The 24,965-nt window shown below is 59.7% G+C and carries 19 protein-coding genes and 1 pseudogene; 13 read left to right on the plus strand and 7 right to left on the minus strand.

Features of this window, described 5'->3' with window-relative positions:
• The first annotated feature begins 437 nt into the window (after nt 1–437).
• The 3 genes from ACSQ83_RS04580 to ACSQ83_RS04590 all read left to right on the plus strand — a co-directional run bounded on the left by ACSQ83_RS04580 (nt 438) and on the right by ACSQ83_RS04590 (nt 4,183).
• A complete protein-coding gene (locus ACSQ83_RS04580) occupies nt 438–3,026 on the plus strand; it encodes a YadA family autotransporter adhesin (protein ID WP_436227350.1) in 2,589 nt (862 codons plus the stop codon).
• Nucleotides 3,027–3,118: 92 nt separating this feature from the next.
• A complete protein-coding gene (locus ACSQ83_RS04585) occupies nt 3,119–3,271 on the plus strand; it encodes a hypothetical protein (protein WP_436227351.1) in 153 nt (50 codons plus the stop codon).
• Nucleotides 3,272–3,313: 42 nt separating this feature from the next.
• Nucleotides 3,314–4,183, plus strand: a complete 870-nt coding sequence (locus tag ACSQ83_RS04590) for an OmpA family protein (protein ID WP_436227352.1) — start codon at nt 3,314–3,316, stop codon at nt 4,181–4,183.
• 244 nt (nt 4,184–4,427) lie between these two features.
• Here ACSQ83_RS04590 and ACSQ83_RS04595 read toward each other — a convergent pair whose 3' ends face one another.
• Entirely contained in the window at nt 4,428–5,732 is a 1,305-nt protein-coding gene (locus ACSQ83_RS04595) for a DUF3443 domain-containing protein (RefSeq protein WP_436227487.1), read from the minus strand.
• A 16-nt stretch (nt 5,733–5,748) separates the two neighbouring features.
• Entirely contained in the window at nt 5,749–6,243 is a 495-nt protein-coding gene (locus ACSQ83_RS04600) for a DUF2844 domain-containing protein (protein ID WP_436227353.1), read from the minus strand.
• Nucleotides 6,244–6,753: 510 nt separating this feature from the next.
• Here ACSQ83_RS04600 and bamC point away from each other — a divergent pair.
• Complete coding sequence (gene bamC / locus ACSQ83_RS04605) at nt 6,754–7,965, plus strand: outer membrane protein assembly factor BamC (protein WP_436227354.1); 1,212 nt, start codon at nt 6,754–6,756, stop codon at nt 7,963–7,965.
• 668 nt (nt 7,966–8,633) lie between these two features.
• Nucleotides 8,634–8,921 carry a putative quinol monooxygenase gene (locus ACSQ83_RS04610; protein WP_414951364.1) on the plus strand — a complete coding sequence of 96 codons (288 nt, stop codon included), beginning with the start codon at nt 8,634–8,636 and terminating at the stop codon, nt 8,919–8,921.
• Nucleotides 8,922–9,001: 80 nt separating this feature from the next.
• Here the strand turns inward: ACSQ83_RS04610 and ACSQ83_RS04615 are convergent, their stop codons facing one another.
• From ACSQ83_RS04615 to ACSQ83_RS04625, 3 genes are all read right to left on the minus strand, one after another.
• Nucleotides 9,002–9,265 (minus strand): hypothetical protein, encoded by a 264-nt coding sequence (locus ACSQ83_RS04615; protein WP_031358965.1) that lies wholly within the window; start codon nt 9,263–9,265, stop codon nt 9,002–9,004.
• 240 nt (nt 9,266–9,505) lie between these two features.
• Nucleotides 9,506–9,742 (minus strand): hypothetical protein, encoded by a 237-nt coding sequence (locus ACSQ83_RS04620; protein ID WP_436227355.1) that lies wholly within the window; start codon nt 9,740–9,742, stop codon nt 9,506–9,508.
• 295 nt (nt 9,743–10,037) lie between these two features.
• Nucleotides 10,038–10,679, minus strand: a complete 642-nt coding sequence (locus tag ACSQ83_RS04625) for a YdcF family protein (protein ID WP_436227356.1) — start codon at nt 10,677–10,679, stop codon at nt 10,038–10,040.
• 391 nt (nt 10,680–11,070) lie between these two features.
• Between ACSQ83_RS04625 and ACSQ83_RS04630 the strand changes: the two genes are divergently transcribed.
• Complete coding sequence (locus ACSQ83_RS04630) at nt 11,071–11,385, plus strand: hypothetical protein (RefSeq protein ID WP_414951358.1); 315 nt, start codon at nt 11,071–11,073, stop codon at nt 11,383–11,385.
• Nucleotides 11,386–11,772: 387 nt separating this feature from the next.
• Here ACSQ83_RS04630 and ACSQ83_RS04635 read toward each other — a convergent pair whose 3' ends face one another.
• Together ACSQ83_RS04635 and ACSQ83_RS04640 are read right to left on the minus strand one after the other, a co-directional pair.
• Nucleotides 11,773–12,033, minus strand: a complete 261-nt coding sequence (locus ACSQ83_RS04635; protein WP_436227357.1) for a hypothetical protein — start codon at nt 12,031–12,033, stop codon at nt 11,773–11,775.
• Between the two features lie 441 nt (nt 12,034–12,474).
• Nucleotides 12,475–12,870, minus strand: a pseudogene (locus ACSQ83_RS04640) (transposase); the annotation flags it as partial.
• Between the two features lie 412 nt (nt 12,871–13,282).
• Between ACSQ83_RS04640 and ACSQ83_RS04645 the strand changes: the two are divergent.
• From ACSQ83_RS04645 to infB, 7 genes are all read left to right on the plus strand, one after another.
• Nucleotides 13,283–14,197, plus strand: coding sequence for a LysR family transcriptional regulator (locus ACSQ83_RS04645; RefSeq protein WP_414968214.1), 915 nt, complete (start codon nt 13,283–13,285; stop codon nt 14,195–14,197).
• 183 nt (nt 14,198–14,380) lie between these two features.
• Nucleotides 14,381–15,658, plus strand: coding sequence for a pyridoxal phosphate-dependent aminotransferase (locus tag ACSQ83_RS04650; protein ID WP_436227358.1), 1,278 nt, complete (start codon nt 14,381–14,383; stop codon nt 15,656–15,658).
• Between the two features lie 433 nt (nt 15,659–16,091).
• Complete coding sequence (scpB, locus tag ACSQ83_RS04655; protein WP_436227359.1) at nt 16,092–17,351, plus strand: SMC-Scp complex subunit ScpB; 1,260 nt, start codon at nt 16,092–16,094, stop codon at nt 17,349–17,351.
• Nucleotides 17,352–17,451: 100 nt separating this feature from the next.
• Entirely contained in the window at nt 17,452–19,422 is a 1,971-nt protein-coding gene (rluB, locus tag ACSQ83_RS04660) for a 23S rRNA pseudouridine(2605) synthase RluB (protein ID WP_436227360.1), read from the plus strand.
• A 423-nt stretch (nt 19,423–19,845) separates the two neighbouring features.
• Nucleotides 19,846–20,307 (plus strand): ribosome maturation factor RimP, encoded by a 462-nt coding sequence (gene rimP, locus ACSQ83_RS04665; protein ID WP_414951488.1) that lies wholly within the window; start codon nt 19,846–19,848, stop codon nt 20,305–20,307.
• The gene (gene nusA / locus ACSQ83_RS04670; protein ID WP_414951347.1) at nt 20,304–21,779 is read left to right on the plus strand and encodes a transcription termination factor NusA; all 1,476 of its coding nucleotides are present in this window, start codon (nt 20,304–20,306) and stop codon (nt 21,777–21,779) included. The genes rimP and nusA overlap by 4 nt, the downstream gene beginning before the upstream one ends.
• 93 nt (nt 21,780–21,872) lie before the next feature.
• Nucleotides 21,873–24,872, plus strand: a complete 3,000-nt coding sequence (gene infB / locus ACSQ83_RS04675) for a translation initiation factor IF-2 (RefSeq protein WP_436227361.1) — start codon at nt 21,873–21,875, stop codon at nt 24,870–24,872.
• Nucleotides 24,873–24,965 lie beyond the last annotated feature (93 nt).

The raw sequence follows: 24,965 nt of genomic DNA on the forward strand, positions 1-24,965 counted from the left end.
GCCGCCGTCTTTGCATTTGGGGTAGCGGGGTTGACGCCCGCTCACGCACTTCACCTAGCAATTTAACGTATTCAGGATACGTGCGAGAGGTCGATCCTGGATATCTCATCTTGACCACCACATCAAAATAAGCACAAATACCGCACACTGAAGGCTCGAAACCCCTATCGAATGGCCTATCTCCCATCGTTTTAAGAGTTTACTGATAGGGGAAATTTATCTTGACCTGTCACAGTGGCACACGAGCGTGCTAGCGGCTTTCCGCCTGACAGGAACCGCACTGATGACCGTCTGCTGGCTACCGAAGCAATTCGATGGCTGTGTGCATTCCTGCGCACGCTCAAAGTCGCTGGTCCCGATCGATCGACTATCCGGGACCCGATGCCAATGATTCCGAGGGCGCGTCCGCGTGTCTAAGACCTGAGTGAGCAAAAAAAATGAACAAGACGCAGCGCGTGGTAGTGAAGAAACAAAATGAAGTGTCGGTCGACTTGTGTGTGGCTAGCTTATCCGGTGTTTCGAAGATCGCTTGCTCCAACTGGCGAACGAGAATGGGCACCGTGGTATTCCTGGCGCTTGCCCCCGTTTCCTTGATGTTGATGCCGCAAGTATCGAGGGCTGTGCTTGTCGATAACCTGGCGAAGGTTTCGAACGAACGCGCGCGAGTCTATTCATCGCAAGTAAGCGAGGCATTGAGCGCTGTTGCCCCACGCGCCTCCGAGTCGGGCAGTGAAGGTGCAGGCCGGCTTGCGGCGGTCCCGTTATACGGGTCCGGCCTTACACCGGATCAGTTGATCGTGTCCGGGACAATCGACGGCTCGACTCCTACCACCGCGGTCGGCACGAATGCGGTCGCAATGGGCGTGAACGCTCACGCGGCCGGGGATTATTCTGTTGCGGTGGGCTCTTACGTGAGCGCGACTGCGGGCTCGGCGGCGGTTGGAGTCGGGGTGTCATCAACAGGTAATGAATCAACTGCACTCGGCGTTCGCACAAGTGCATCTTCCGACCATGGACTTGCCATGGGCTGGCGCACAAGTGTTAGCACGGATGCCACGGATTCACTTGCAATTGGCTCGGCCACGCAGGTTTATTCCGCGGGCGCGGGAGGAATCGGCAAGGACAACTTCGTGGGCGGAGCGGGAACCTACGTAGTGGGAAACGGTAACAAGGCTTTTGGCGCAGATTCGTTCGTTCTTGGCAGCAATGTAACGGCAAGCGGAAATAACAGCGTCGTGCTCGGCGCGAACAGCGATGGTTCGTTAGCCAACGTGGTATCCGTGGGTAACGTTGGGTCGGAGCGGCGAATCGCGCACGTGGCGCCTGGGGTGAGTGCAACGGACGCGGTCAACGTGAGTCAACTAAAGGCGCTTGGTGCGACCACGAACGCACTGGGCACAATGACCAACGCCTTTGTGGCCTATGACGGTGTCGATAAAAATGTGATTACGCTGCGCGGAGCATTGCCGGGAACGCCGGGGCAGGCAGCCGCGCCTGCCGTGACGATCACGAACCTCAAGGCGGGCGCGTTGAGCACGCAGAGCAGCGACGCGGTCAACGGTGCCCAACTGAACGCGACCAATACAAACGTTCAAGACGTAGCTACCTCGCTCGCCACGCTGACTCGAGCGGAACCGTTGAAACTTGCGTACACGAGCGACACCAAATCGAATGTCGTGCTGGGTGGAACCGGCGGCACTGTCCTCTCGAACCTGAAGGCGGGCGTGGCGGATCAGGACGCGGTGAATGTCGCTCAACTGAAGGACGCCGGGTTGATCAATTCGAAGGGCAATACGCTTTCGGCCATCACCTATGACACTAACGCGGATGGCGCGATTAATCGAAGCAGCGTGACGCTAGGTGGTTCGGACGCTGTGTCGCCCGTCGCATTGCACAACGTGGCGGCTGGCGCCGTAAAAGCAGGCAGTACGGACGCAATCAACGGCGACCAGTGGTTCCAGACAGCGCAACTTGTCGACGGTCTTCAGAATGGCGCCGCGCTCAAATATTTTGTATCGAACACAACGCTTGCCGCAGCAACCGCAAGCGGCCTCAACGCCACTGCGATCGGGGGTAACGCACAAGCCGTTGCCGGTAACACGGTTGCCATCGGCGCGAACTCGGTGGCGGATCGCGTAAACAGCGTGTCGGTGGGCGCATCGGGCAACGAGCGGCAGATTACCAATGTGCAGGCGGGCACGGCCGACACCGACGCGGTCAACGTCGGGCAGCTGAAGAGCGCAGGTCTGGTCGACCAGACTGGCAAGGCAGTCACCGCACTCTCCTATGACAAGAACGCAAGCGGCGCGACGGATTTCAGCAATGTCACGCTCGGACAGGGCATTGCAGGCGGCACCACAATCCATAACGTGGCGGCAGGGACGCTCGCTACCGACGCCGTGAACCTGGCTCAGTTGAACGATATCGTCACTCATGTCAGCAACTTCGTGACATCGAGCAGCGCGCTTTACAGCGCTGCCGGAGGTACATCAACCGAAGCGGCCACTGCGAGCGGCACTCATGCCGTCGCAATGGGGGCGAACGCGACAGCCAGCGCGGCCAATTCGGTGGCGCTGGGGGCGGGCTCGCTGGCGGATCGTGCGTCGTCGGTATCGGTGGGAGCGGTGGGCAACGAACGGCAGATTACGAATGTCGCGGCCGGTACGTTGGCAACGGACGCTGTCAACCTCAGCCAATTGAACCAGTCGGCCAGTTCTACTCTCAGTCAGGCCAATAGCTATACCGATCAGCGCTTCAACAATACCGACCAACAAATTCGCGACCTTGATCGCAACACGCGCAAGGGGATTGCGTCTGCGTCGGCGCTCAACGTCGTGACGCCGTACCTGCCGGGGCGAACGACGTTAAATGCAGGCGTCGCAGCTTATCGCGGGCAGGCGGCGATGGGCATTGGTGTTTCGCGCTGGAATGACAAGGGCAATATCAATTTCAATGGCGGAGTGTCGTCGTCGGGTGGCAACAGCACCATCGTGCGTGCGGGCGTGGGTTACGTGTTCGGCAGTTGACCCGCGTAGCGAATTGAACTTTGCCGCCGTCACGGGCGGTACGCACAGCCAGTCCACGGAGCTTGATGCCCCGGATGTCACCGGGTCGAACCATGAAAAACATTATCCTCGCCGCCGCCTGCGTTTATACGCTGGCGGGTTGCGCCAACACGGAACTGCGTGACAGTCTGGGCATCCAGGACTCTACCGTTCTGCAAACGGGGTTCGGCACCCAGCAAAGCACGCAAGCGGGTGCGGCCGTGTAGCCTTGGGGCAGCGTCTATGGGCGAATCGATAAACCTCAAGAGGTGCTGGACCTACTGCAAGCACGACTGGACCAGCTGGATCAACGCAAGGACAACTATTTTGGCTACAAAGATCAATGCTGGATCGATGTGGCAAAAAGCGAGATCGATGCGAGAGATCGTTGGGGCTTTGTGGAAGAGTCGATTGGTGAAGCTGCGCATCTGACGGCTGGACTTGAAGGCACGCAGCAGTTGTTGCCCGATAATCCGCCGTTGCGCACGGTCGCAGTGCTGCGTCCGGACCTGATGACAAGCTTGCAGGCGATCATTGCTGATCCGCGGTTTGTTAATTGTCCGCAGGCACAAAAGCAGACAGCATGTGCCGAAGTCAAGTTGATGCATGCGGGCCATGACGCGTGGACCCGTCAGTTCGGCACGGCAAGAACCAAGGTCGATATGGTCGAGTCAGCACTCGGTGAAGCACAGCAGAGCCTTGAAAGCTGCGTGATTCCACCGGAGGCGTCGAGATCGACGGTCCCATTGCCCAAGCTTGTGACGTTGTCTGTCGACGCGTTGTTCGCGTTCAACGGTAGCAGCGTCGAATCGATCACATCGGAAGGCCGAGAGAAGCTCGATAGCTTGATCGAGGACGTGAAGGGCGACACTGCTGTGTCGTCGATTACCGTGTCGGGTTTCACTGACCGTGTGGGCAGTGAGGCATACAACCGGCGGCTTTCGCATCAGCGTGCCGAGACTGTCCAGCGTTATCTGATATCAGGTGGCGTGGCGACTACCGTGCAGGCACGAGGTTATGGCCGGGCATCGCCGGGAACGGATTGCCGGATGCGAGACCGACGTGCGCTGGTGACTTGTCTAGCAAACGATCGGCGTGTCGAGTTGCGCTTTTTACACAAGGAAGATCAGGGGGCGTGAATCCAAGCTGATCCAGTCAAGACCATGTGTATCTCCGATACGGTTGGCTTCGTATCGTTCGTTGGAGAACATGGTCGTGCTTTACAGGACAGGCAAGCGGCGCTGTTGCGGGTAACACAGCACATGCATGTTCGCGAGCACCCGGAACCGGGAGAGTTCGAGCACGCGCGAATCGTGACGAAGCCTTCAACGTTTGCCGCGGCAGCTCGCTGATCAGGAGCCGTCGCGGCACATTGCTTAGGGCCTAGAACGCATAGTAAGGACCATTGCCCGCGGGTGTCACACTCGCTTCGATAGCCGTAAAGATCCGTCTCCCGAAGAAGAAGGGCAGACCCCAGTCGAAATAGTTGCTTGCTGGTCCCGCCAGATTGCCGAGCGCGTTGTTGCCGCTTGCGAATAGCGACGTCGCGTTTCCTATGGTGAACGTTACGTTGCTTGTCGCGCCATTGATGCCGGCAACGGTTGCAGCCAGACTTTGCACGGCGGTTGGACAGAACCAGAAGCCGCATGTTGGCGCGGTACTCAGTGCGAAGAACAAGCCGTTCGAGCCGCTGTCGATGAAGCTCCTGCTGTAGGTTTGTCCTTGAAATGCTGTCGAAACAAACCCTGTCGTCGAGTTACTCGGGAGGACCTGAGCGCTGCCAAGCAGATTGTTCGACTGTGAGCCGATTCCGAACGTCATGGTGCTGGTAACGCTCGCTGCTCCGGTAGCGGCGACGGCGGGAAGGTCGATGACAATACCATTGTTGTCGGTGGCGAATCGGCTGATCGGATTGGTCACCTGCTGTGCAACCGGTAGCGCAGTTGCCACGCGCGTGCTCGATGAGCAGCTGTAGTACCAGCGTGGCAGCGCGGTCGTGGCGCAGCCGCCGCCGCAGTCGGCGCTGAACGGGCCTACGCCGAGAATACCGTTGCTGCGCAGAGCGGTAGCGGTCAGCATCGGCAGGCCCGAGTTACCGCAGTCCGTGGGCACAGCCGGAACAACCGGGTCCGCAATGACCTGGATCGATGTCGCCGCTGCTACCTCACCGGCCAGATGCACGTCGGCAGTGCGGACCGAGCCCCATGTGTAGCCCGATCCGAATACGGTGCAGCTTGCCGCCGTTGCACCCGTGCTGGTCGTCACGGAGGGTAGCGCCAAAGATGGCAAGAGCGCGGAAGCAAGAATGCGGAATCCTTGCGATCCCGTGTCCACCTGAATATTGTCGATCGTCTGGCACGTGCTTGTTCCCGGAACGCAGATCGTCACGCTGGTTTGCAGCATGTTGCGCGTACCGGTCGCGATTTGCGCGACGGTAATGGGCTGCACGTTCGGTGTGGTCGATTGAGTCACCGTGTTGGCTGGCGCGATAGGTTCGGATGGAGCTGCGACAACAGGGGCGCTGGCAGCGGAAGCGCCGCTAGACGCGAGCGGAGCGCTTGCGGCCGCCGGGGAACTTGCCGCGGGTGCTGCGGCGCCGGTTGAACCATTACCGCCACTGCCGCCGCCGCCGCAGCCGGCTATCGTGACGCTAGCGGCAACAATCGCCGTGATAAGTACGCAAGTCAGGTTTCGTATGATTCCCCTATTCAATGTCTGCTGCCGTGACGCCGGCCGGCAACGCGCTGGGAAGCCACGCACGTCCGCTGAAATCGCGCAGGCGCACTGCCGTTTCCACCATGAGATCGCTGCTGCTTACCCGCGATGAGTGCAGCCCACTTGCGTTCGGTAACGCAGCGCTTGCTTCTTGCCTATACCGATCGAACCAGTTGCTGAGCAGCACTGCGACATCGGGCATGGCCGGGCCGTCCCAACTGACGGCATAGACCTGGCCCGAGGAAGATACGTACTGGCGCACGCGAATCTGATTGGCGTCGGTCGATTCCTGCCAGCGCGCCGCGCTGTTCTCGGCCTGATGCAATACCTGGGCAGTGCCATCCGCTGCGTTGGACGAACTTGCTGTACCCGATGCCGCGATCGCGACGGTGCTACCAAGTTGTGCATGCGCCGATCCGCTTGCCGCGATCACCAGTGCGGCAGCGGTTGCCCGAAGAGGGGCGAGGGACTTGAAGTGAGGCATGGTGTTACTCCGTTCTCGTGGCCGTTCTTGTTATCGAGAATTAATTTTAGGATAGATATGCTTTAAAAAATCGAGATAGGAATTATCTTGTAGGACGCTTTAAAAGCGCCTCGAAAATTAGTTAAAAGTGCTTATTAAACAATGTGTTGGTTGCTAAAAATAGACTAGGACAAAGCAAGAGTAAATGTCATAAATTGTCTTCGCGGTCATCGTTGCTGCGATTTATGAGATGAAAAGTGGGTTTTGGCGGGCGAGAAAATGAAGCCGGAAAGCGAGGGGGAAATGGATGCAGGCAAGTCTGCAAGCGTGGCTTGATTCGTCTATCCAGACGTGCAATACCAGCGCAAATTTCCCTGCTTGGAATTCATGCAAGGGAGACGTTCCCCGGGCCACGTCGTCCAGGTATTACGACGTCGGGGGCACTGTTTTTGCACGGCGACGCGCGGGACCGGTAAAATGCTTGGTTGATCCACGGAAAACGCCGTGGCGTAGCGGAAGGATTTCCCAAACATGACAGATTTTCGTGTGAACAAGCCGGCTTTGAAGGTCGCGGCCCTCTTGATGGTGGGAGGCCTTGTTGCCGGATGCGGTACGTCGTCTCCCGATGCAATCAATTACAAGAGCGATGGCCGCGCAAAACAGGCATCGCTCGCGGTCCCGCCCAATCTGCTCGACGAAACGGGGGATCAGCGTTCGTTACCGCCTCAAGGCGGGCAGGCTTCGCTTTCGGACCTCCAGCAGGTGCAGAAGGCCGCGCCGAGCGCGCCCACGGTCATCCCGCCCGTCTCTGGCATGCATATTCAGCGTGACGGCACGGAGCGCTGGCTGGTTATCGACACCAAGGCGCCGGAGCAGGTCTGGCCGCAGATTCGCCGTTTCTGGCAGGAACAGGGCTTTCTGCTTGTCGTGGACGCGCGCGACAAGGGCGTCATGGAAACGGACTGGAACGAAACCCACCCGGCGATCTCAGACGGGCTGATCCGCAACACGCTGACAATAGCAACGGGCAACTCGTACGTTGCAGCCGAACGCAACAAGTACCGCACTCGCCTTGAGGCCGCACCGAACGGCGGCACGTACGTGTTCATCAGCCAGAAGGGCATGCGTGAAGCGCTGACGGGAACCAACAACGATCAAAGCCAGTGGCAGGCCAAGCCGAACGACCCCGCCCTGGAAGGTGAATACCTGAAGCGCTTGATGGCGAACCTCGCACTGGCCGACGCGCGCCAGGCTAGCGGTCAGACCGGTGCCACCGACGCTGCCATGGCAGCGGCCGCGGCAGGGAACTCACCCACGGCCACCACGTCAGCGCAGAGAGCGGCACAGAACGTCGCTCTCTCAGCACAGACGCCGATCAAGGAAGACGTGGTGCCTGAAGCAAATTCGGTTGAGCTCAACTTGCCGGAACCCTACGATCGCGCATGGCTGCGCGTCGGTCTGGCGCTCGACCGGACGAACTTCACTGTCGATGACCGGGATCGTGGCCGTGGTATTTATTTCGTCCGGTATGTCGACCCGAAGGACTTGACGTCGGCGGAGCAGGGCTTCTGGAGCCAGGTGTTCCACGGTAAGAAAGAGAAGCTACCCAAGAACTACGAGATCAACGTGCGGGCGCTGACAGAGACGCAGACGCGTGTGTCGATCATCGACAGCAAGGGTGACGTCGATTCCTCGCCGCAAGCACGTCAGATCATGGGCTTGCTCGACGACCAATTGCGTTGAGGCAAACTGCAGTGACCTTCTGCAAACGTGGTTCACGTGGCTGATTTAGCAAATTGAATCAATAAGCGTAATCAGTGGGCAGTAAGCGGAATGTCACCGAAAGACTGAGCGGAATGACCAAGTTCGCGACTAACCCGCCTGAAGTTCAGGCGGGTTTTTTTATACCTCTGAGTTTAGTTGAGGGTTTCGAAGATGCCTTTTGCATTCGAATGCGCGGTAACGCGCGCGAGTGAATGCGACCGCTGCGTTACGCTTCGGGCGACAGACATCAGAGGGAAGTAGGCGGACCTTCATGATGGCGCTGTCACGTGACAGCCGGTAGTGACGTGTTTGCATCAGGCGCTGTTTTTGGTTTTTTATGTGCGGGAAAGCTTATAGGAATCAACTGCATAGGGATTACATTGTATGTGTGGCATGTAATCTGCGTGGCGCCTGGACGAAGCTGCCTCCTGCTTCACGCAACCATACGTCACCCAATTTTCTTTCACGAATTGCGATCCGCTGGCCAAGCGGATCTCGATGGCCCCGTCGCCTATCCTCGTAGGGCGACGGCTTTTGCCCGCGCTCCCCAAAAGGGACGCGGGCTTTTTTCTTGTCGTTTCAAAAGTCGTTTCAGCGAGCGTGCAGTGTCGACGTTATGCTTGATCCTTTTAATCTGGAGTCAAGTCATGACAGAAATCGCCGTGGTCGCAACGTTCGTCGCCAAACCGGGTAACGAAGACAAGCTGAGGGAGGTCCTGCAGGGCATCGTGGCGCCTACGCGCAAAGAACCCGGAGCGCTGCAGTATGACCTGCATCGTGACATCAAGGAGCCACGCCGATTCGTATTCTACGAGCGCTGGCAGAGCGAGGCGGCGCTGGCTGAGCACAATCAAACACCGCACATTCAGGCGCTCGGCAAAACGCTGCCGGACCTGATTGAACACGGCGAAATCAACGTAGTGGCAAAGCTCTGAGCGCTTAAACAGGCCGCGCAAAAGTCACTGCGTCCGCGTAGCCATTTCTGACTGCCCGATCATCCAAACCGCATCAGCACTTAGTGAGTCTCGTGCGGTACGTCGAGGATCAGGATGATGGTCCAGTCGGCGTCGCCGTCATGATGATACTGACGCTCGGCTACGATAAACGGCTGTTGTTTGCCGTCCGGGCCGAGGAACAGCACATCGCCTTCCATAGGCAGGCATTCCACGGGCGGCAGCGCGAGATACGCGTCCTTGTCCTTTGCGTTGCGCGGCATCAGCTTTTCAATCTTGCGTGATGCTGCTTCGGTCCATTCGATATCCAGCTGGATGTTGCTCATACGATCCTCCGCACACGAGTGCGATTCAATTTTATCGACGCGGAATGTAGCATACGCCGCGCCGGTGAACGCATCGATTCCTGAAGGTTTCCTGAAGTCGTCGCAAACGTACAAAAGCCGGATACAACGCCTTGTGCGTCATATCCGGCTTTTTGGGGCGAGCGGTTCGTTGAATGGTTGGCGAACGGGTTCGCCAACCGCTAACGTTTGCGGGCCGTTGCGACGGTTAAACCTTATCGCTTATTCGGCCATGCCTTTCGAATGCTTCATGCCCTTCTTGTGATGCGTGGAGCCCTTGTGCATTGGCATGTCGCTCGGCACAGCCGATTGGCGCGATTGCAGGTCCTGCGCGCGCTGTTCGATATCCGAGATTTTGGCCGGATCCGTACTCATCGTGACGCCTTGATCGGACTGTGCGAATGCTGCACCGGTCATTGCGCTCAGGGAAAACAAGACTGCCAGGGACATTTTCTTCATTGTTACCTCCATAGAATCGTTGAACCCGGGTTGGCCTGTCCCGATTAGCGAGACATTACACGCTGCGAAGCAAATACCGATCCTGCTCGCGAATCGTTACATGTAGTTACAGTGCCGTCACATTTAAGCAATGACCCTGCGGTTTGACTCTAACAGAGCATCAGCCCGGCCAGTCGATTGACTGAGCCGGCGATAATACCGGCGAAGCGCATTGGTTTCTAGTACTGAATTTCGAGATGAGTAACAGTGTTGACACATGCCTCGCAATTCCAGCGGCTCGCAATCACGATGCGATTCAATATAGCCCCATGCGTCGGTACACACGAAAGCGTGCGATGCCAATCAGTTCATGCAGGGCAGTTTCCGCATCGACGAAACCGCGTAAGCGCGGAAAGAAGGTCGGCGTGGATTGCCGCACATTGCTGACGAAAACTTGCGTGTCGAGGCCAAAGGCATTGAAGGCGAGCAATGACCGGCGCATGTGATAAGCGGACGTAATCAGCACCAGGGTTTCATCGCGTTCCGGCTGCACGATGCTCGCAACGTTGCGCGCATTCTGGTACGTATTGAGGCTTTCGTTTTCGAGCACGAGGTCGCTGGCGCTTACGCCGCGAGCCAGCAGGAAGGGTCCATAGTTGTCGGCTTCAGCTTGTTCGTGATGCTGCGGGTTGCCGCCACTTACGATCACCCTGCAAGCACCGCCCGCTCGACGGCAATCGCGATACAGCTCTGCTGTGACAACAATACGTGTGAACGGATCGCGTTTTGGAATCAGGTGGTTGTCGATGTCATAACGCGTGCCGCCGCCCAGCAGGATAAAAGTCGTTCGCGATGCGAAATGCACCTGCTGTGGCGTCGATTTCTCCTCAAACCCGCGCTGTGCAAGGTGAAGCAGGGGTGCGGAAAGCCAACCTGCGCCCAGCACCCAGAACAGCACGATGCAAACAAGCGCGACTGCACGCCGGTGTTGTCGCCAAACTGCGAACAGTGCAAAGAAAAGCAGCAATAAAGTTATAAGAACCAATTTGGTTTGAGGTAACGTATAGGTTTTCGAGATAATCCGCATCGTGGTCATCGCATTCATAGGAATGCATCGCCGGAACTGCGGAACGCGTTGTGTAGTGCGCGTTTAACGGGCGCTCGAAATTATAAGCAGCGGTAAGCAGAAATAAGCAGCACCTAGCGCAAGCGGCGGCTGCGAGTTCCGGTCAGGGGCCGCGAAGTTGGCGTCTTGACTGGTTTCGGGGCGTGCCGCGTTTAGTCGGTGCCGCTGGCAGTCAGTTACTGCCATGTGGCGTCGTCACGGCTGCACTGGAAGATATAACGAGATGACCACGTATTCAAACGAAGCCGTACTTGAAGCGCTCCGGCGAGCTCAGTATCGTCAAGTTCCGTGGGCAAGGCGCCCAAACGTTTTCAGCCATCTACGCGACCTGGGCCTGCTGGAACTGGTCCGGCAGCGCACCGTAGCGCCCGCTCCCGGGTTTCACGCTCCCGTGGACATTGCGGTAGTGACCGAGCGGGGCAAACTGGAGTTCTCCCGTCTCGCCCGTGACGAGCGTTCGATGGACTGGGATCTGCATCGCAATGCAGCGTATTCTCCGGCCGTCCTTCAGGAACCGTTGGCCGAAGCGCGCGCTTGAAGCCCTTCCAACTTTCGCAGTAAAGGGTTTAGCGTTTCAGCGCCGATCTAGTGGTTTTACGCCGGGCAAACGGTTGCGGCTGCAATAGCGCCATTTCTGCGCCGAATGGGTAATCTGTGAAAGCGGCCGACTCACGACATCGGTCAACCGCCGACAAAAAAAGCCCGTATCACGAGGATACGGGCTTACCGGATCTACTTCTGCCACGCTGTGCTCATGGCATAACGTCCGACTGGCGCGATGAAGAAGGGTTCCCGGAAGAACCGCGATCGACACAAATAGGGTTTGAAACCGCGCCATTCCGGCGGTCTTGCTCGACTTATGATCTTGCTCGCCTTATGACTCACCGCGCTTGAACTTACGCGGTTTCCTCAATGCGCAGTCTCCTCAATGCTTATGCGAGCGGCCTCCGCGATCCGGCTCGGGACGTGCGCGCGCATTACTCGCGATATCGCCTCGCAAGTCCCCACGCGGCGCGGATTCGGTCAACTCCGCACCACGCACCTGTTCCTTCCTCCAGTCCTGCAAGCTCGCTTGTGTATTCGGGCGCAGCGCGAAGTTGCCCGCGGACGACTCCGCGTGCACTGTCAGCCCCGTACTCAGTGATGAAAGCACAATGCCGCACACGAGCAGTGACATTGGTTTCATGATCGAAACTCCCCTTCGAACCGATATTGGCTCGCTAGCTAGCTTCCTAAGCTAAGCCAGCATGCGAAAGGATGCTGTAAATATTGGTAAAGAGTTGTTTCCCCGCGGCCCTGATTGGCTGCGACAAGCCGTCGGAGGACGCACGTTCAAACGCTCCCGTGGAGCGCGACGTCACTGTGCGTGGAGGCCATGCACGCCATGCGCTCCCTTTCGATGAACGAAAAGCGAGCGCCTGCCGGCAACTTTTTGGCTGAGTAGAATGGCCTGCGAGTGCAGACCGTCGATTCATCACCCGAGGAGTTACATCGGGTGGAACCGGGATAAAACGCAGGAAACCTGCTCGCGGGTGCTTCGCGTAACGTTAGCGGTACACGCGGTCGTGCAGCGATCATCGATATAGCCCGAAGAACGTGCCGGTTACCGCGTTGTTCCAGGCTGTCAGGCCATCTTGACCGGCGCGCGCCACGATTCCGGATTCGTCCAGAATGCGCCACGCAGGCGATCGCGGCTCGGCGGTGCAGGCGGCTTCGCAGCGGTGGAACCGATCCGGCCCCGCAACGACACCTCGCGACCGTTGTTGCCCAGCCGTTTCACGATCTCGGCAAGCGTACCGTCAGCTTGCCATTCGTCGAACCGTCGACGGCAAGTCGGCGGCGACGGATAGCGGCCCGGCAACTTCGACCAGCCTTCGCCCGTGGACAGGACCCACAGGACGGCATTGACGACAGCGCGTGCTTCCACACGCGGACGACCGCGTCGTTCGCTGCGTGCCGGTTCTGCGCAAAACAAGGCCTCAACCAGCGCCCACTCGTTATCTCTTAGATCGTCGAACATCATGTTTCACCTCAGCGAAGCTAACCCCGGTGCGCTGCCCCGCGCCGCGCACTCTGGTCGGAATTCGAAGATCGAACCCAGGTAAGGTCGGAGCAAGCATTGCGACGGACGATTTGCGTTTAGAACTGCAATGGCGCCGACCTCTGCACAAGTAAATGCGAGAACCGTGCCATGTGTGTATCGATCGGTCGGAAAGCCTCGCGGCAGTAGGCTGGCGCGATGCCAGCATGGCCCGTATGAGACGCTATAAGTGCAGTTAATGAAATCGGGACAATCACCAATCAAGTGCAATAAGCCCATCCTGCGTGCGCGAATGCATTTTTGCTGCACCGCAGCGTGCCGCTCGATGAAACCGTTTTCTTAAGCGTGGCGATATACAATCTGCATTTATGCAGTGGATTGATGAGGAAATCGTATGAGCCGGGCGCTCAATGTGACGTTGCGACAGCTGCGCGTGTTTATCGAAGTCGCCAAGCTGCAAAGCTTCAGCCGGGCCGGCGATGAAATCGGCCTGACGCAGTCGGCGGTGAGCCGTTGCGTGCGTGAGCTCGAGGGTGAAATCGGCCTGAAACTGGTCGATCGGACCACGCGCGAAGTGCAACTCACCGATGTCGGCGCGAATCTCGTGGGCAGCGTGTCACGGCTGTTGTCCGATCTCGATGAAGCGCTTCGCGAGATTCGCGATCTCGGCCAGCAACGGCGTGGACGGGTCATTGTCGCGGCCAGTCCGACGGTGGCCTGCCGTCTCATGCCGCTCGTCATCTCGTCTTGTGTTCGTGAATTTCCGCTGATTTCGCTGGGTTTGCGCGATGACCTCCAGAGCGACGTCATTCGCAAGGTCAAGTCTGGCGAAGTCGATTTTGGTGTGGCGATCGGTCCGTATGCCAATGACGACCTGTATGGGGAAGTTGTGATGACCGATTCGTTTTGTGCGGTTGTGCGAAGAGACCATGCTCTGGCGGCGGTGCGGGAAGTGCCGTGGGCCGCATTGTCCGGCGAACGCCTGGTCATGCTGGATCACGCCTCCGGAAGCCGTCCGATTATCGATGCCGTGCTCCGTGAACATCACGTTATCGCCGACGTGGTGCAGGAACTAGGTCATTCCGCTACGGTGTTCGGACTGGTGGAGGCGGGCGTGGGCATTAGCGTGCTGCCTTGGCTGGCGCTCCCATTGCCGGCGAATTCGTCGCTGGTCGCATTGCCGCTGGTGCCGCGCGTCGAGCGAACTGTCGAACTGGTGCGACGGCGTGACCGTTCGTTGTCGCCTGCCGCCGAGTCGGTGTGGGGGCTGGTCGCCGGATTGCCAAAACGTGTGGAAGAACTGGCTTAGCCGATTGCTTGATCGCGTTGAGGGCTAAATGTGCGGGCCGTTGTCGCGGGATTTCCTCGGCTTTTGCTCTATCGACCCGCCACCCAGCGCGCCAGAACTGGCCTGATGGCTAACGCGAGCGCCGTACAGCGCTTTTCGGAAGGCGTCGCGTTAGACTTTCGCTTTCCATCGGCGGAGGCGGCAATGAGCGAGTCAGAAGGCGCGGTTATCTCGGAACTTGGTGTACTGACTAATGCACCCACCAGCGCAGCAGCAAGCGCACAGGCAGAAGGCGAACGTGCGCCGAATGCCCGTGACGCCGTCCGCGCGCTGCGCCCGTCGCAGATCCGAGAGGTCGCCAATGCAGGTTTCGGTGTCCCGGATGTATTGCCTTTCTGGTTTGGCGAGTCAGATCAGGTCACGCCGCAGTTCATCCGCGACGCCGCCAGCCGCGCGCTCGCCGATGGTGCAACGTTCTATACGCATAACCTGGGCATCGCGCCGCTGCGCGAGGCGCTTGCTGACTATGTCGGCAAGCTGCATGGCGCCACCCGGCCTGCTGAAATTGCGGTGACGAGCGCCGGGGTCAATGCACTGATGCTGGCAACGCAACTGGTCGCGGGCGCAGGTGACCGCGTGGTCGCGGTCACGCCGCTGTGGCCGAATCTGGTCGAAATCCCCAAAATTCTTGGTGCTACCGTGGAAACGGTCGCGTTGACCTATGGCTCGAACGGCTGGACGCTCGATCTCGACAAACTGCTGGCCGCTCTGACACCCGGCACGCGCATGTTGATGATCAACTCGCCGAACAATCCTACCGGTTGGGTCATGACACGCGAGCAGCAGCAGGCCGTGCTTGATCGATGCCGGCAACTCGGCATCTGGCTGATTGCAGACGAAGTCTACGAGCGCCTCTATTACGGCGATGACGCCACGGTCGCGCCTTCGTTCCTTGATCTGGCGACTCGCGACGAACGAGTGATAGCGGTGAATTCGTTTTCCAAAGCGTGGCTGATGACGGGCTGGCGGCTCGGCTGGATCGTGGCGCCTGAGCGCCTGATGGAGGATCTCGGCAAGCTGGTTGAGTACAACACGTCTTGCGCACCGTCGTTCGTCCAGATGGCCGGGATTACCGCAGTGAAGGAGGGCGAGCAATTTACGCAAGCATTGGTCGCCGACCTTCGGGCTAGCCGCGATTACCTCGTGACGGCACTGCAGCGGATTCCGGGTATCGACGTACGGGCGCCAGCCGGTTCCATGTACTTGTTCTTCAAACTGCCGGGTGCTGACCGCAGTCTCGAGTTGTGCAAGGCGCTCGTGCGCGAAAGCGCGCTCGGACTCGCTCCCGGAAGTGCGTTCGGTCCTGAAGGAGAGGGGTTTGCGCGCTGGTGCTACGCGTGCGATACCGCTCGCCTGGACGCCGGGGTCACACGTCTGCGAGCGTTCATGGAGGCAAACCCGGAGGCAAACCTGGCCGGGTAAATGACCAAGCTGGCGGCCAAACCGGTACGGAGTTGCACGCGGCGCGGCGCAATGGGCGAATAAACAGGGACAGGAAGCCAGGGTTTCGGCTCCAGAAGGCCGCCAGACGTGAGTCTGGCGGCGACCTTATGTTTCACCTTTACGCATCGTTTGTTTTTGCGTAATATGCGTCCAGTCACGTGCTTCCGCCTTGGAAAGCGCTACTTCGTCCGGCTGGGAAAAGCTCGGCGATCAGGATCTGATCCCGTGTTTTGCCTCCCCCCGGTGCGTGCTCCCAATCAATATGACCGATCAGAAATCGGGCGAGCGCGTCGTCAGTATCCTCGTCCACGGTTTTCCAGTCTGAACGTAGCGAATGGTTCGAGTAGTCGGCGTCATTCGATTCGGCCTGACTTGACCGGTTCATAGACCATACAGGGTCCTATCTAGCTGCATGAATACCCAAGAGGCGAAGATCGTCCTCGAGACTGCCTTGATCTGCGCGCAGGAGCCGCTGAAACTCGCCGAGTTGCGCAAGCTTTTCGCCGACGATATATCGGCAGACACAGTTCGCACCTTGCTCGACGCCCTGAAGCAGGATTGGTCAGGACGCGGCGTGGAACTTGTGGCGCTGGCGTCCGGATGGCGGTTTCAGAGCAAACCTGCAATGCGGGCCTATCTCGATCGGCTACACCCGGAAAAGCCGCCCAAATATTCGCGAGCCGTACTTGAAACGCTCGCGATCATTGGTTACCGGCAACCTGTAACGCGCGGTGACATCGAAGAAATTCGCGGTGTCACGGTGAACACGCAGGTGGTAAAGCAACTGGAAGACCGCGGCTGGATCGAGGTGATCGGTCATCGCGACGTGCCGGGCCGGCCGGCGCTCTACGCCACCACCAAGCAGTTCCTGGATGACCTGGGCTTGAGCGCGCTGGACGAGCTGCCCGCACTCGACAACCCGTCGGCGCAATTGGAAGCGTCGCTGCTCGCGCAACATGCGATCGATTTCCCCGGCGACGACGCTGCCGCCATCGGCGCTGCGCTGGTGCAAGGGCTGGAATCGAAGGGCGGACCTGTTTTATTGCCGGACACATCGAACGCGGAAGAACCGCCATTATCCGCGCTTTTGTCTGACGCTGACGTGACCGCAACCGCGCCGGCTATCGCTGGCAGCGAGCCGAATGGCGAGCATGGAGTGGTTGTCGATGCTGCCGAAGCAGATACACCGGATACACCGAACACGAACACGAATGAAGCGCCCCAGTTGTCACATCCGCAGGAACCCGCGGCGGCTGAAGCAGTCCACGTTGCAGGCGAACCGTTTTTGCCTTCACATGCCCGCGCTGACGAGCCTGAGAACGAGGAGAACGCCGATGCGCGAACGAACGCCCCGGTGCAATTCAAACCGCAGCAAGCGGTGCCCCTGACCGGTTCGGAACCGCGCGAAGCGGCGACGGATATCGGGCAGGACTCAGTAAAAACAACGCCCGGCGACGCGGTCAACCGTCGCGAGGCGGCGCCGGATGCCGGCGCATTGACAAGCGACGCTGCGCGACACGCATTACCGCACGCCGCAGATGAATCCGATGGCGCTGACAACGCGGATACACCGGATGCATCGAAGCTATTCGACGCATCGAATGCGCCGGACGAAGCAAACGAAACCGACGAATTCAACGCACCGGACGACCAGACTGCGCGCCGCGCCTGAGGCCTGTTTGCCCGAACCTTCATTCGGCTGCTAATCACCATCGGCCGGATTTTTTGACGCGCCTGCGACAGGCGCGCGACCCGACACAATTGAGGTTGTTTTGACACATTCCCACGACAGCGATTCGCCCGAATCCGAGCGCCCCGTTCGTGCCGATGAAGCACATGGCCAGGCCGATGCAAGCGAACGCACACGCAACGACGAACCCGCTGACGGCGAAGAACGACCGCGTCGCGGATTGCGGCGCGGGCCTCGCAGCCTGATTGCCCGCCGTCGCGCCGTCGCGAAGAACAAGGGTGCCGACGGTACGCTGTTACCGGCGCCGGCTGGCGTAATCGCTGAGACACCTCCGGATGGCGTGGTCGCGGCGCAGGTGCGCATGCCGCGCAAGGACGCAGGCTCGCGTGGACCGCGCAACGGCGCAGGTAGCGCGGACGGCGCACGCACCGGGTCAGGTAGCAAGCCCCGCGTTCCGCGTGAAGGGCGCGAAGCTTCGGCTGAAGGCGCTCGCGAAGGCCAGCCGCCGCGTGAAGGTGGCCGTCGCCCGCCGCGGCAGGCTCAATCGGCTCAACCCGGACAAGGTCAAAAACGCGGTCGCCGCGATGACGCGGCAGCACCGGCAGTGTCGGCAGCCGCAACTGGTAGCGAAGACGATGTTTTCGCGTATGTGACATCGCCGGCCTTCGATGCCGACAACACCTCGGGCGACCTGCGCGCTCCGATGTTGCGCCGTGGCCGGCCCGCCCCGCAAAAACGCGTACTCGAAGCGGACGACGACACGCCGAAGCTGCACAAAGTGCTCGCCGAAGCAGGCATGGGCTCGCGCCGCGACATGGAAGAGCTGATCGTAGCCGGGCGGGTGTCAGTGAATGGTGAGCCGGCGCATATCGGCCAGCGCATCATGCCGACCGACCAGGTTCGCATCAACGGCAAGCCGGTCAAGCGGAAGCTCGCTAGCAAACCGCCGCGCATCCTGCTGTATCACAAACCGACTGGCGAGATTGTCAGCCACGCCGATCCGGAAGGCCGTCCTTCGGTCTTCGACAATCTCCCGCCGATGAAAACAGCCAAATGGCTTGCGGTCGGGCGGCTCGACTTCAACACTGAAGGTTTGCTGCTGCTGACTACGTCTGGCGACCTGGCTAACCGATTCATGCACCCGCGTTACAGCGTCGAGCGTGAATACGCGGTGCGGGTGGTGGGCGAGTTGTCGGAAGGCATGCGTCAGAAACTCCTGCACGGCGTGGAGTTGGAAGATGGCCCGGCGAACTTCCTTCGTATCCGCGATGGCGGCGGCGAAGGCACGAATCATTGGTACCACGTGGCGCTTGCTGAAGGCCGCAACCGCGAAGTGCGCCGCATGTTCGAAGCCGCCGGCCTGATGGTAAGCCGGCTGATTCGTACCCGGCACGGCCCGATCGCTTTGCCCAAGGGCCTCAAGCGCGGTCGTTGGGAAGAACTTGAAGACAACGAAGTGCGTGGTCTCCTCGCATCGGTCGGACTCAAGGCGCCGGCGGAAGAGCGGGGCGCGCGCAGCGCTGCACCGCGTATCCAGCCCGATCCGCTGCAAACGTCGATGGGCATCATCACGCGTGAGCCGGTGCTCAGTTCGCACGGCCGATTCGCCCAGACGACGCCTACACGCGGCGGCCCTGGCGGTCCAGGCGGAAGGCGCGGCGCACCGGGCGGGTTCGGTGGCGGTTCCAGTGGCGGTTATGCAGGCAACGGCGGCAGCGGCGGTGGCTATGGCGCGCGCGGCAGCAACGGCGGCCGGGAAGCAAACGGCAATCGTGCAGGCGGCGGCGAAGCGAATGGCAATCGCGCGATGCCGCGTCCAGGCGGTTCCGCCGGTGGCCCGCGCGGCAGTCGTCCGCCGGGTTCACCCGCGATGGGTAGTGGCAACGGCGCAGGTGGACGCTCGGCAAATGGCGGCGGCAAGCGCCCGGGCCAAGGCGGCCGCCAAGGTCAGGGTCCGGCCGGCGCCGGGCCGCAAGGTAACGGCGGTAACGCGGGCGGCGCAGGCCGCGGCGGTGCTCGCCCGGCACCGCGCAACCGGACGCGCGGTCGCTAAGAGTCAAACGTCGCGCCAACTCGCAGGTTTGCGTGGCACGGCATGTGACTAGGGCCGAAAGGCGGGCGACCAAATTGCCCGCCTGAGACGTCCCTTAAATTCAGCACGATGACTTTAGCCCCGGAGAAAGTCCGGTAAAAGCGTGATGAGTGCCTTCGATTTGCCTTGTAAATGGCCGTCAAATGGCTATATACAGGGCGCATTGGTTGCGTTTATCCCGAAAAATGGCTAAAATCACGAAGTCGCTGGGCATGGTGTTTGTTTCGCCGCCCGGATGTGATCTCGGTACAGAAGGATGGGCGTTGCGCCCATTTTTTTTTGGCCGTTCGGTTCAGCATCTTGGGGCAACGAAAGTGCGCCAGCTCAAGGCGCGGTCCGCAGGTGTTCGGCGTGGAGCGCGCGAACATCTTGGAGTCTTTCACTGTGCAACTGACGGAAATCATCGAAACCACGGTCTCGGGCCTGGGCTACGAACTTGTCGATATCGAGCGCGCGGGGGGCGGTTTGCTGCGTATCTCCATCGACCAGCCCACCGGCATCGCGATTGAAGACTGTGAGAAAGTCACACGTCAGCTTCAGTATCTGTTCGAAGTGGAGAATATCGATTACTCACGGCTCGAAGTCGGGTCGCCGGGTCTCGACCGTCCGCTCAAGAAATTGGCGGATTTCGAACGCTTCGCAGGCAGCGAAGTCACTATCACATTAAAGAAGCCGCTGGACGGGCGCAAGTCGTACCGTGGCATCCTGCATGCCCCGGAAGGCGAGTCGATTGGTTTGGAATTCGAAGGGAAGGACGGCGGCGCTGCGATGCTCGATTTCACGCTCGCAGACCTCGATAAAGCACGTCTCGTCCCCAAAGTTGACTTTAGGAGCCGCAAACAATGAGTCGCGAAGTTTTGATGCTGGCGGATGCGCTGGCGCGCGAGAAAAACGTCAACAAGGACGTGGTGTACGCAGCGCTCGAAGCAGCGCTTGCTTCGGCAACGAAGAAGCTGTTCGAGGAAGACGTGGATATCCGCGTGGCAATCGACCGTGAAAGCGGCGAGCACGAAACCTTCCGTCGCTGGAAAGTGGTGCCGGACGAAGCCGGCCTGCAGGAACCCGACCAGGAAATCCTGCTGTTCGAAGCGAAGGAAGAGAAGCCTGACGCGCAAATCGATGAGTACATCGAGCAACCCATTCCGTCCATCGAGTTCGGCCGGATCGGCGCGCAAGCTGCGAAGCAGGTGATTCTTCAGAAGGTTCGCGACGCTGAGCGCGAGCAGATCCTGAACGACTTCCTGGAACGCGGCGAAAAGATCATGACCGGCGCGGTCAAGCGTCTGGACAAGGGCAATTTCATCGTCGAATCGGGCCGTGTGGAGGCGCTGTTGCGCCGCGACCAGTTGATTCCGAAGGAAAACCTGCGAGTCGGCGACCGGGTTCGCGCTTATATCGCGAAGGTTGACCGCACGGCACGTGGTCCACAGATCGAACTCTCGCGCACGGCACCCGAGTTCCTGATGAAGCTGTTTGAAATGGAAGTGCCGGAAATCGAGCAGGGTCTGCTCGAAATCAAGGCGGCCGCGCGTGATCCTGGCGTGCGTGCGAAAATCGGGGTGATTGCTTACGACAAACGCATCGACCCAATTGGCACCTGCGTCGGAATTCGCGGTTCGCGGGTCCAGGCGGTGCGAAATGAGCTCGGTGGCGAGAACGTCGACATCGTGCTATGGTCAGAGGACCCCGCACAGTTCGTGATCGGCGCGCTCGCGCCGGCTGCCGTACAGTCGATCGTCGTGGATGAAGAAAAACACTCCATGGACGTCGTCGTTGACGAGAACGAACTCGCGGTTGCTATTGGCCGCAGCGGCCAGAACGTGCGTCTTGCCAGCGAATTGACCGGCTGGCAAATCAACATCATGACGCCGGACGAGTCCGCGCTGAAGCAAAACGAAGAGCGTGGCACGCTACGCAGCCTGTTCATGGCGCGACTCGACGTTGATGAAGAAGTGGCCGACATTCTCATCGACGAAGGCTTTACCAGCCTCGAAGAGATCGCGTATGTGCCGCTCAACGAAATGCTCGAAATTGAAGCCTTCGACGAAGACACTGTTCACGAGTTGCGTAACCGCTCCCGTGACGCGCTTCTGACGCTGGCGATCGCGAATGAAGAGAAGGTCGAAGGTGTTGCGCTCGACCTGAAGAGCCTCGAAGGTATGACGGATGAGTTGTACGCGAAGCTCGAAGAACACCAGATCCGGACGCGCGACGAACTCGCCGAGCTGGCTGTGGATGAACTGGTCGAGATGACCAGTATTGAAGAGGATGCCGCTAAGGCGTTGATCATGAAAGCACGTGAACACTGGTTCCAGTGAGAAATGACCATGGCGCACTGACATATCGCGGCCGTTAGGCCGCATGACCCCGATCAAACAGCAGGGAATTTGTCCTTGCATCAAGAGGAATGAATGGCGAGTAACAACGTAGCCCAATTTGCCGCGGAACTCAAAATGCCTGCGGGCGTCCTGCTCGAGCAGTTGCAGGCGGCTGGCGTCACGAAAGCGAGCGAAGACGACGATTTGTCCGAGACGGACAAGTCGCGCCTGCTCGAACACTTGCGCAAGTCGCACGGTTCCGCCGATGCCGACAAACGCAAGATCACTTTGACCCGCCGGCATACGTCGGAAATCAAACAGTCCGACTCTACGGGTAAAGCTCGCACCATTCAGGTCGAGGTCCGCAAGAAGCGCGTGTTTGTTCAGCGCGATCAGAGCGGTGTTGAACAGGTCGTTGAAGGTGCGAACCACGTCGAAGAAGATGAAGTCGACGAAGCCGAATTGCAGCGTCGCGACGAAGAGGCGCGTCATGCTGCCGAATTGCTCGAGAAAGAAGCGCTGGAGTTGAAGGAACGCCAGGAACGCTTCGAGCGCGAAGAAGCTGAGCGGGTCGAGCGTGAAGCGGCTGCTGAAGCCGAGCGTCGCCGTGCCGAGGAAGAAGAGGCGAAGCGCGCTGCCGCTCAGGCGGAAGCCGCGGAAATCTCGCGTGCTGCTTCTACAGCGCGTAAGGAATCCCGCACGGAGTCAAAGACGGAACAGGTCGCTGACGAACCGGTAAAGGTTGAAGTTGTCGTGCCGCAAGTCGACGAGAAGGCCGCTGCCGAACGTGCCGCTCAACGCGAAGCTGCGAAGAAGGCGGAAGACGCCGCGCGCGCCGCGACCGAAAAGGCGCGTGCCGAGCACGACCAGATCGCGAAACGCCGTGCAGCGGCTGAAGCCGAAGCGCGTGCTATCCGCGAAATGATGAACACGCCGCGTAAGGCTCAACAGGCGAAACCGCCTGAGCCGTCGCCTGCTGCCGTGGCTGCTGCTGCCGCAGCGGTTGTCGCCGCCAAAGCAGCGGAAGGCGCGAAGGCCGCGGAAGCCAAGGGTACGCTGCACAAGCCGGCACGTCCGGAAGGTTCGGCGCCTGCCCGTCCGGCAGTGGCTAAAAAGCCGGCTGCAGGTGCACCGGCGGCTACCACGCCGTCGCTGGGACCGGACAAGAAGAAGGCCGGCGGCAAGAGCAGCTGGCAGGACGATGCAGCCAAGCGTCGCGGTATCAAGACGCGTGGCGACACCAGCGGCGGTGTAGATCGCGGCTGGCGCGGCGGCCCGAAGGGTCGCGGCAAGCATCAGGATCAGACGAACTTCCAGGCACCGACAGAACCAGTGGTGCGGGAAGTGCATGTGCCGGAAACGGTGTCGGTGGCGGATCTGGCGCACAAGATGTCGGTGAAGGCTTCGGAAGTCATCAAGGTGATGATGAAGCTGGGCCAGATGGTCACGATCAACCAGGTGCTGGACCAGGAAACGGCGATGATCGTCGTCGAAGAACTGGGTCACAGCGCGGTTGCGGCCAAGCTGGACGATCCGGAAGCGTTGCTGTCCGAAGGCGAAACGCAGGAAGAAGTGGGCGAACGCCTGCCGCGTCCGCCGGTTGTCACGGTCATGGGTCACGTCGACCACGGCAAGACCTCGCTGCTCGATTACATTCGCCGCGCGAAAGTTGCGTCGGGTGAAGCGGGCGGGATTACGCAGCACATTGGTGCATACCACGTGGAAACGCCTCGCGGCGTGATTACGTTCCTGGACACGCCGGGTCACGAGGCCTTCACGGCCATGCGTGCTCGCGGTGCAAAGGCAACGGACATCGTGATTCTGGTGGTCGCAGCGGATGACGGCGTGATGCCGCAAACGAAGGAAGCCATCGCTCACGCGAAGGCGGGTGGCGTGCCTATCGTCGTGGCGATCAACAAGATCGACAAGCCGGGTGCGGCGCCTGAGCGCGTGAAGCAGGAACTGGTTGCAGAAGGCGTGGTGCCGGAAGAGTACGGTGGTGATTCGCCGTTCATCGAAGTGTCGGCGAAAACCGGTGCTGGTATCGAAAGCTTGCTGGAAAACCTGTTGCTGCAAGCCGAAGTCATGGAACTGAAGGCGCCGGTCGATGCACCTGCGAAGGGTCTCGTGATCGAAGCGAAGCTCGACAAGGGTAAGGGTCCGGTTGCGACCATCCTGGTGACGTCGGGTACATTGAATCGCGGTGACATCGTGCTGGCGGGTTCGGCTTTTGGTCGTGTTCGGGCCATGCTCGACGAAACCGGCAAGCCGATCAAGTCGGCGGGTCCGTCGATTCCGGTCGAGATTCAAGGTTTGTCGGAAGTGCCGGGCGCTGGTGAAGAAGTCATGGTCCTGCCGGACGAACGCAAGGCGCGTGAAATCGCCCTGTTCCGTCAAGGCAAGTTCCGCGACGTCAAGCTGGCAAAGCAGCAGGCAGCGAAGCTCGAAAACATGCTCGAGTCCATGACGGAAGGCAACGTGCAGAATCTGCCGTTGATCGTCAAGGCCGACGTGCAAGGTTCGCAAGAAGCGCTGGTGCAGTCGCTTATCAAGCTGTCGACCAACGAAGTGCGCGTGCAGATCGTGCACAGCGCGGTCGGCGCGATCAGCGAGTCGGACGTCAACCTGGCAACGGCATCGAAGGCGGTCATCATCGGCTTCAACACGCGGGCCGACGCTCAGGCGCGCAAGGTGGCGGAGTCGAACGGTATCGACATTCGCTACTACAACATCATCTATGACGCTGTGGATGAAGTGAAGGCGGCCATGTCGGGCATGTTGGCGCCGGAGAAGCGCGAAGTGGTCACCGGTATGATGGAAGTTCGGCAAATCATTCGTGTACCGAAGATCGGCGCGATCGCGGGTTGTATGGTTACCGACGGCGTCGTCAAGCGGAGCTCCATGGTTCGCGTGTTGCGCAACAACGTGGTGGTTCACACGGGCGAGATCGACTCGCTCAAGCGCTTCAAGGACGACGCGAAGGAAGTGCGTCAGGGCTTCGAGTGCGGTATTTCGCTGAAGAACTACAACGACATGGTCGAAGGTGACCAGTTCGAGATCTTCGAAGTGACGGAAGTCGCGCGTACGCTATAAAAGATTCACCGCTGGACTCGAGGGCGGAGGGGGCTTCACGCCCGCTCCGCCCTTTTTATTTGCATGGGCATTTTCCTGGGCGAGCGCCCTTGA

The organism is Caballeronia sp. LjRoot29 (assembly GCF_964252755.1).
Classification (GTDB): Bacteria; Pseudomonadota; Gammaproteobacteria; order Burkholderiales; family Burkholderiaceae; genus Caballeronia.

Coding starts and splice junctions, on each gene's coding strand:
- nusA (WP_414951347.1), top strand. CDS start 20,304: ATGAGTCGCGAAGTTTTGATGCTGGCGGATGCGCTGGCGCGCGAGAAA.
- ACSQ83_RS04580 (WP_436227350.1), top strand. CDS start 438: ATGAACAAGACGCAGCGCGTGGTAGTGAAGAAACAAAATGAAGTGTCG.
- ACSQ83_RS04610 (WP_414951364.1), top strand. CDS start 8,634: ATGACAGAAATCGCCGTGGTCGCAACGTTCGTCGCCAAACCGGGTAAC.
- ACSQ83_RS04635 (WP_436227357.1), bottom strand. CDS start 12,033: ATGAAACCAATGTCACTGCTCGTGTGCGGCATTGTGCTTTCATCACTG.
- ACSQ83_RS04650 (WP_436227358.1), top strand. CDS start 14,381: ATGAGCGAGTCAGAAGGCGCGGTTATCTCGGAACTTGGTGTACTGACT.
- infB (WP_436227361.1), top strand. CDS start 21,873: ATGGCGAGTAACAACGTAGCCCAATTTGCCGCGGAACTCAAAATGCCT.
- ACSQ83_RS04600 (WP_436227353.1), bottom strand. CDS start 6,243: ATGCCTCACTTCAAGTCCCTCGCCCCTCTTCGGGCAACCGCTGCCGCA.
- ACSQ83_RS04630 (WP_414951358.1), top strand. CDS start 11,071: ATGACCACGTATTCAAACGAAGCCGTACTTGAAGCGCTCCGGCGAGCT.
- bamC (WP_436227354.1), top strand. CDS start 6,754: ATGACAGATTTTCGTGTGAACAAGCCGGCTTTGAAGGTCGCGGCCCTC.
- ACSQ83_RS04615 (WP_031358965.1), bottom strand. CDS start 9,265: ATGAGCAACATCCAGCTGGATATCGAATGGACCGAAGCAGCATCACGC.
- ACSQ83_RS04645 (WP_414968214.1), top strand. CDS start 13,283: ATGAGCCGGGCGCTCAATGTGACGTTGCGACAGCTGCGCGTGTTTATC.
- scpB (WP_436227359.1), top strand. CDS start 16,092: ATGAATACCCAAGAGGCGAAGATCGTCCTCGAGACTGCCTTGATCTGC.
- ACSQ83_RS04585 (WP_436227351.1), top strand. CDS start 3,119: ATGAAAAACATTATCCTCGCCGCCGCCTGCGTTTATACGCTGGCGGGT.
- ACSQ83_RS04620 (WP_436227355.1), bottom strand. CDS start 9,742: ATGAAGAAAATGTCCCTGGCAGTCTTGTTTTCCCTGAGCGCAATGACC.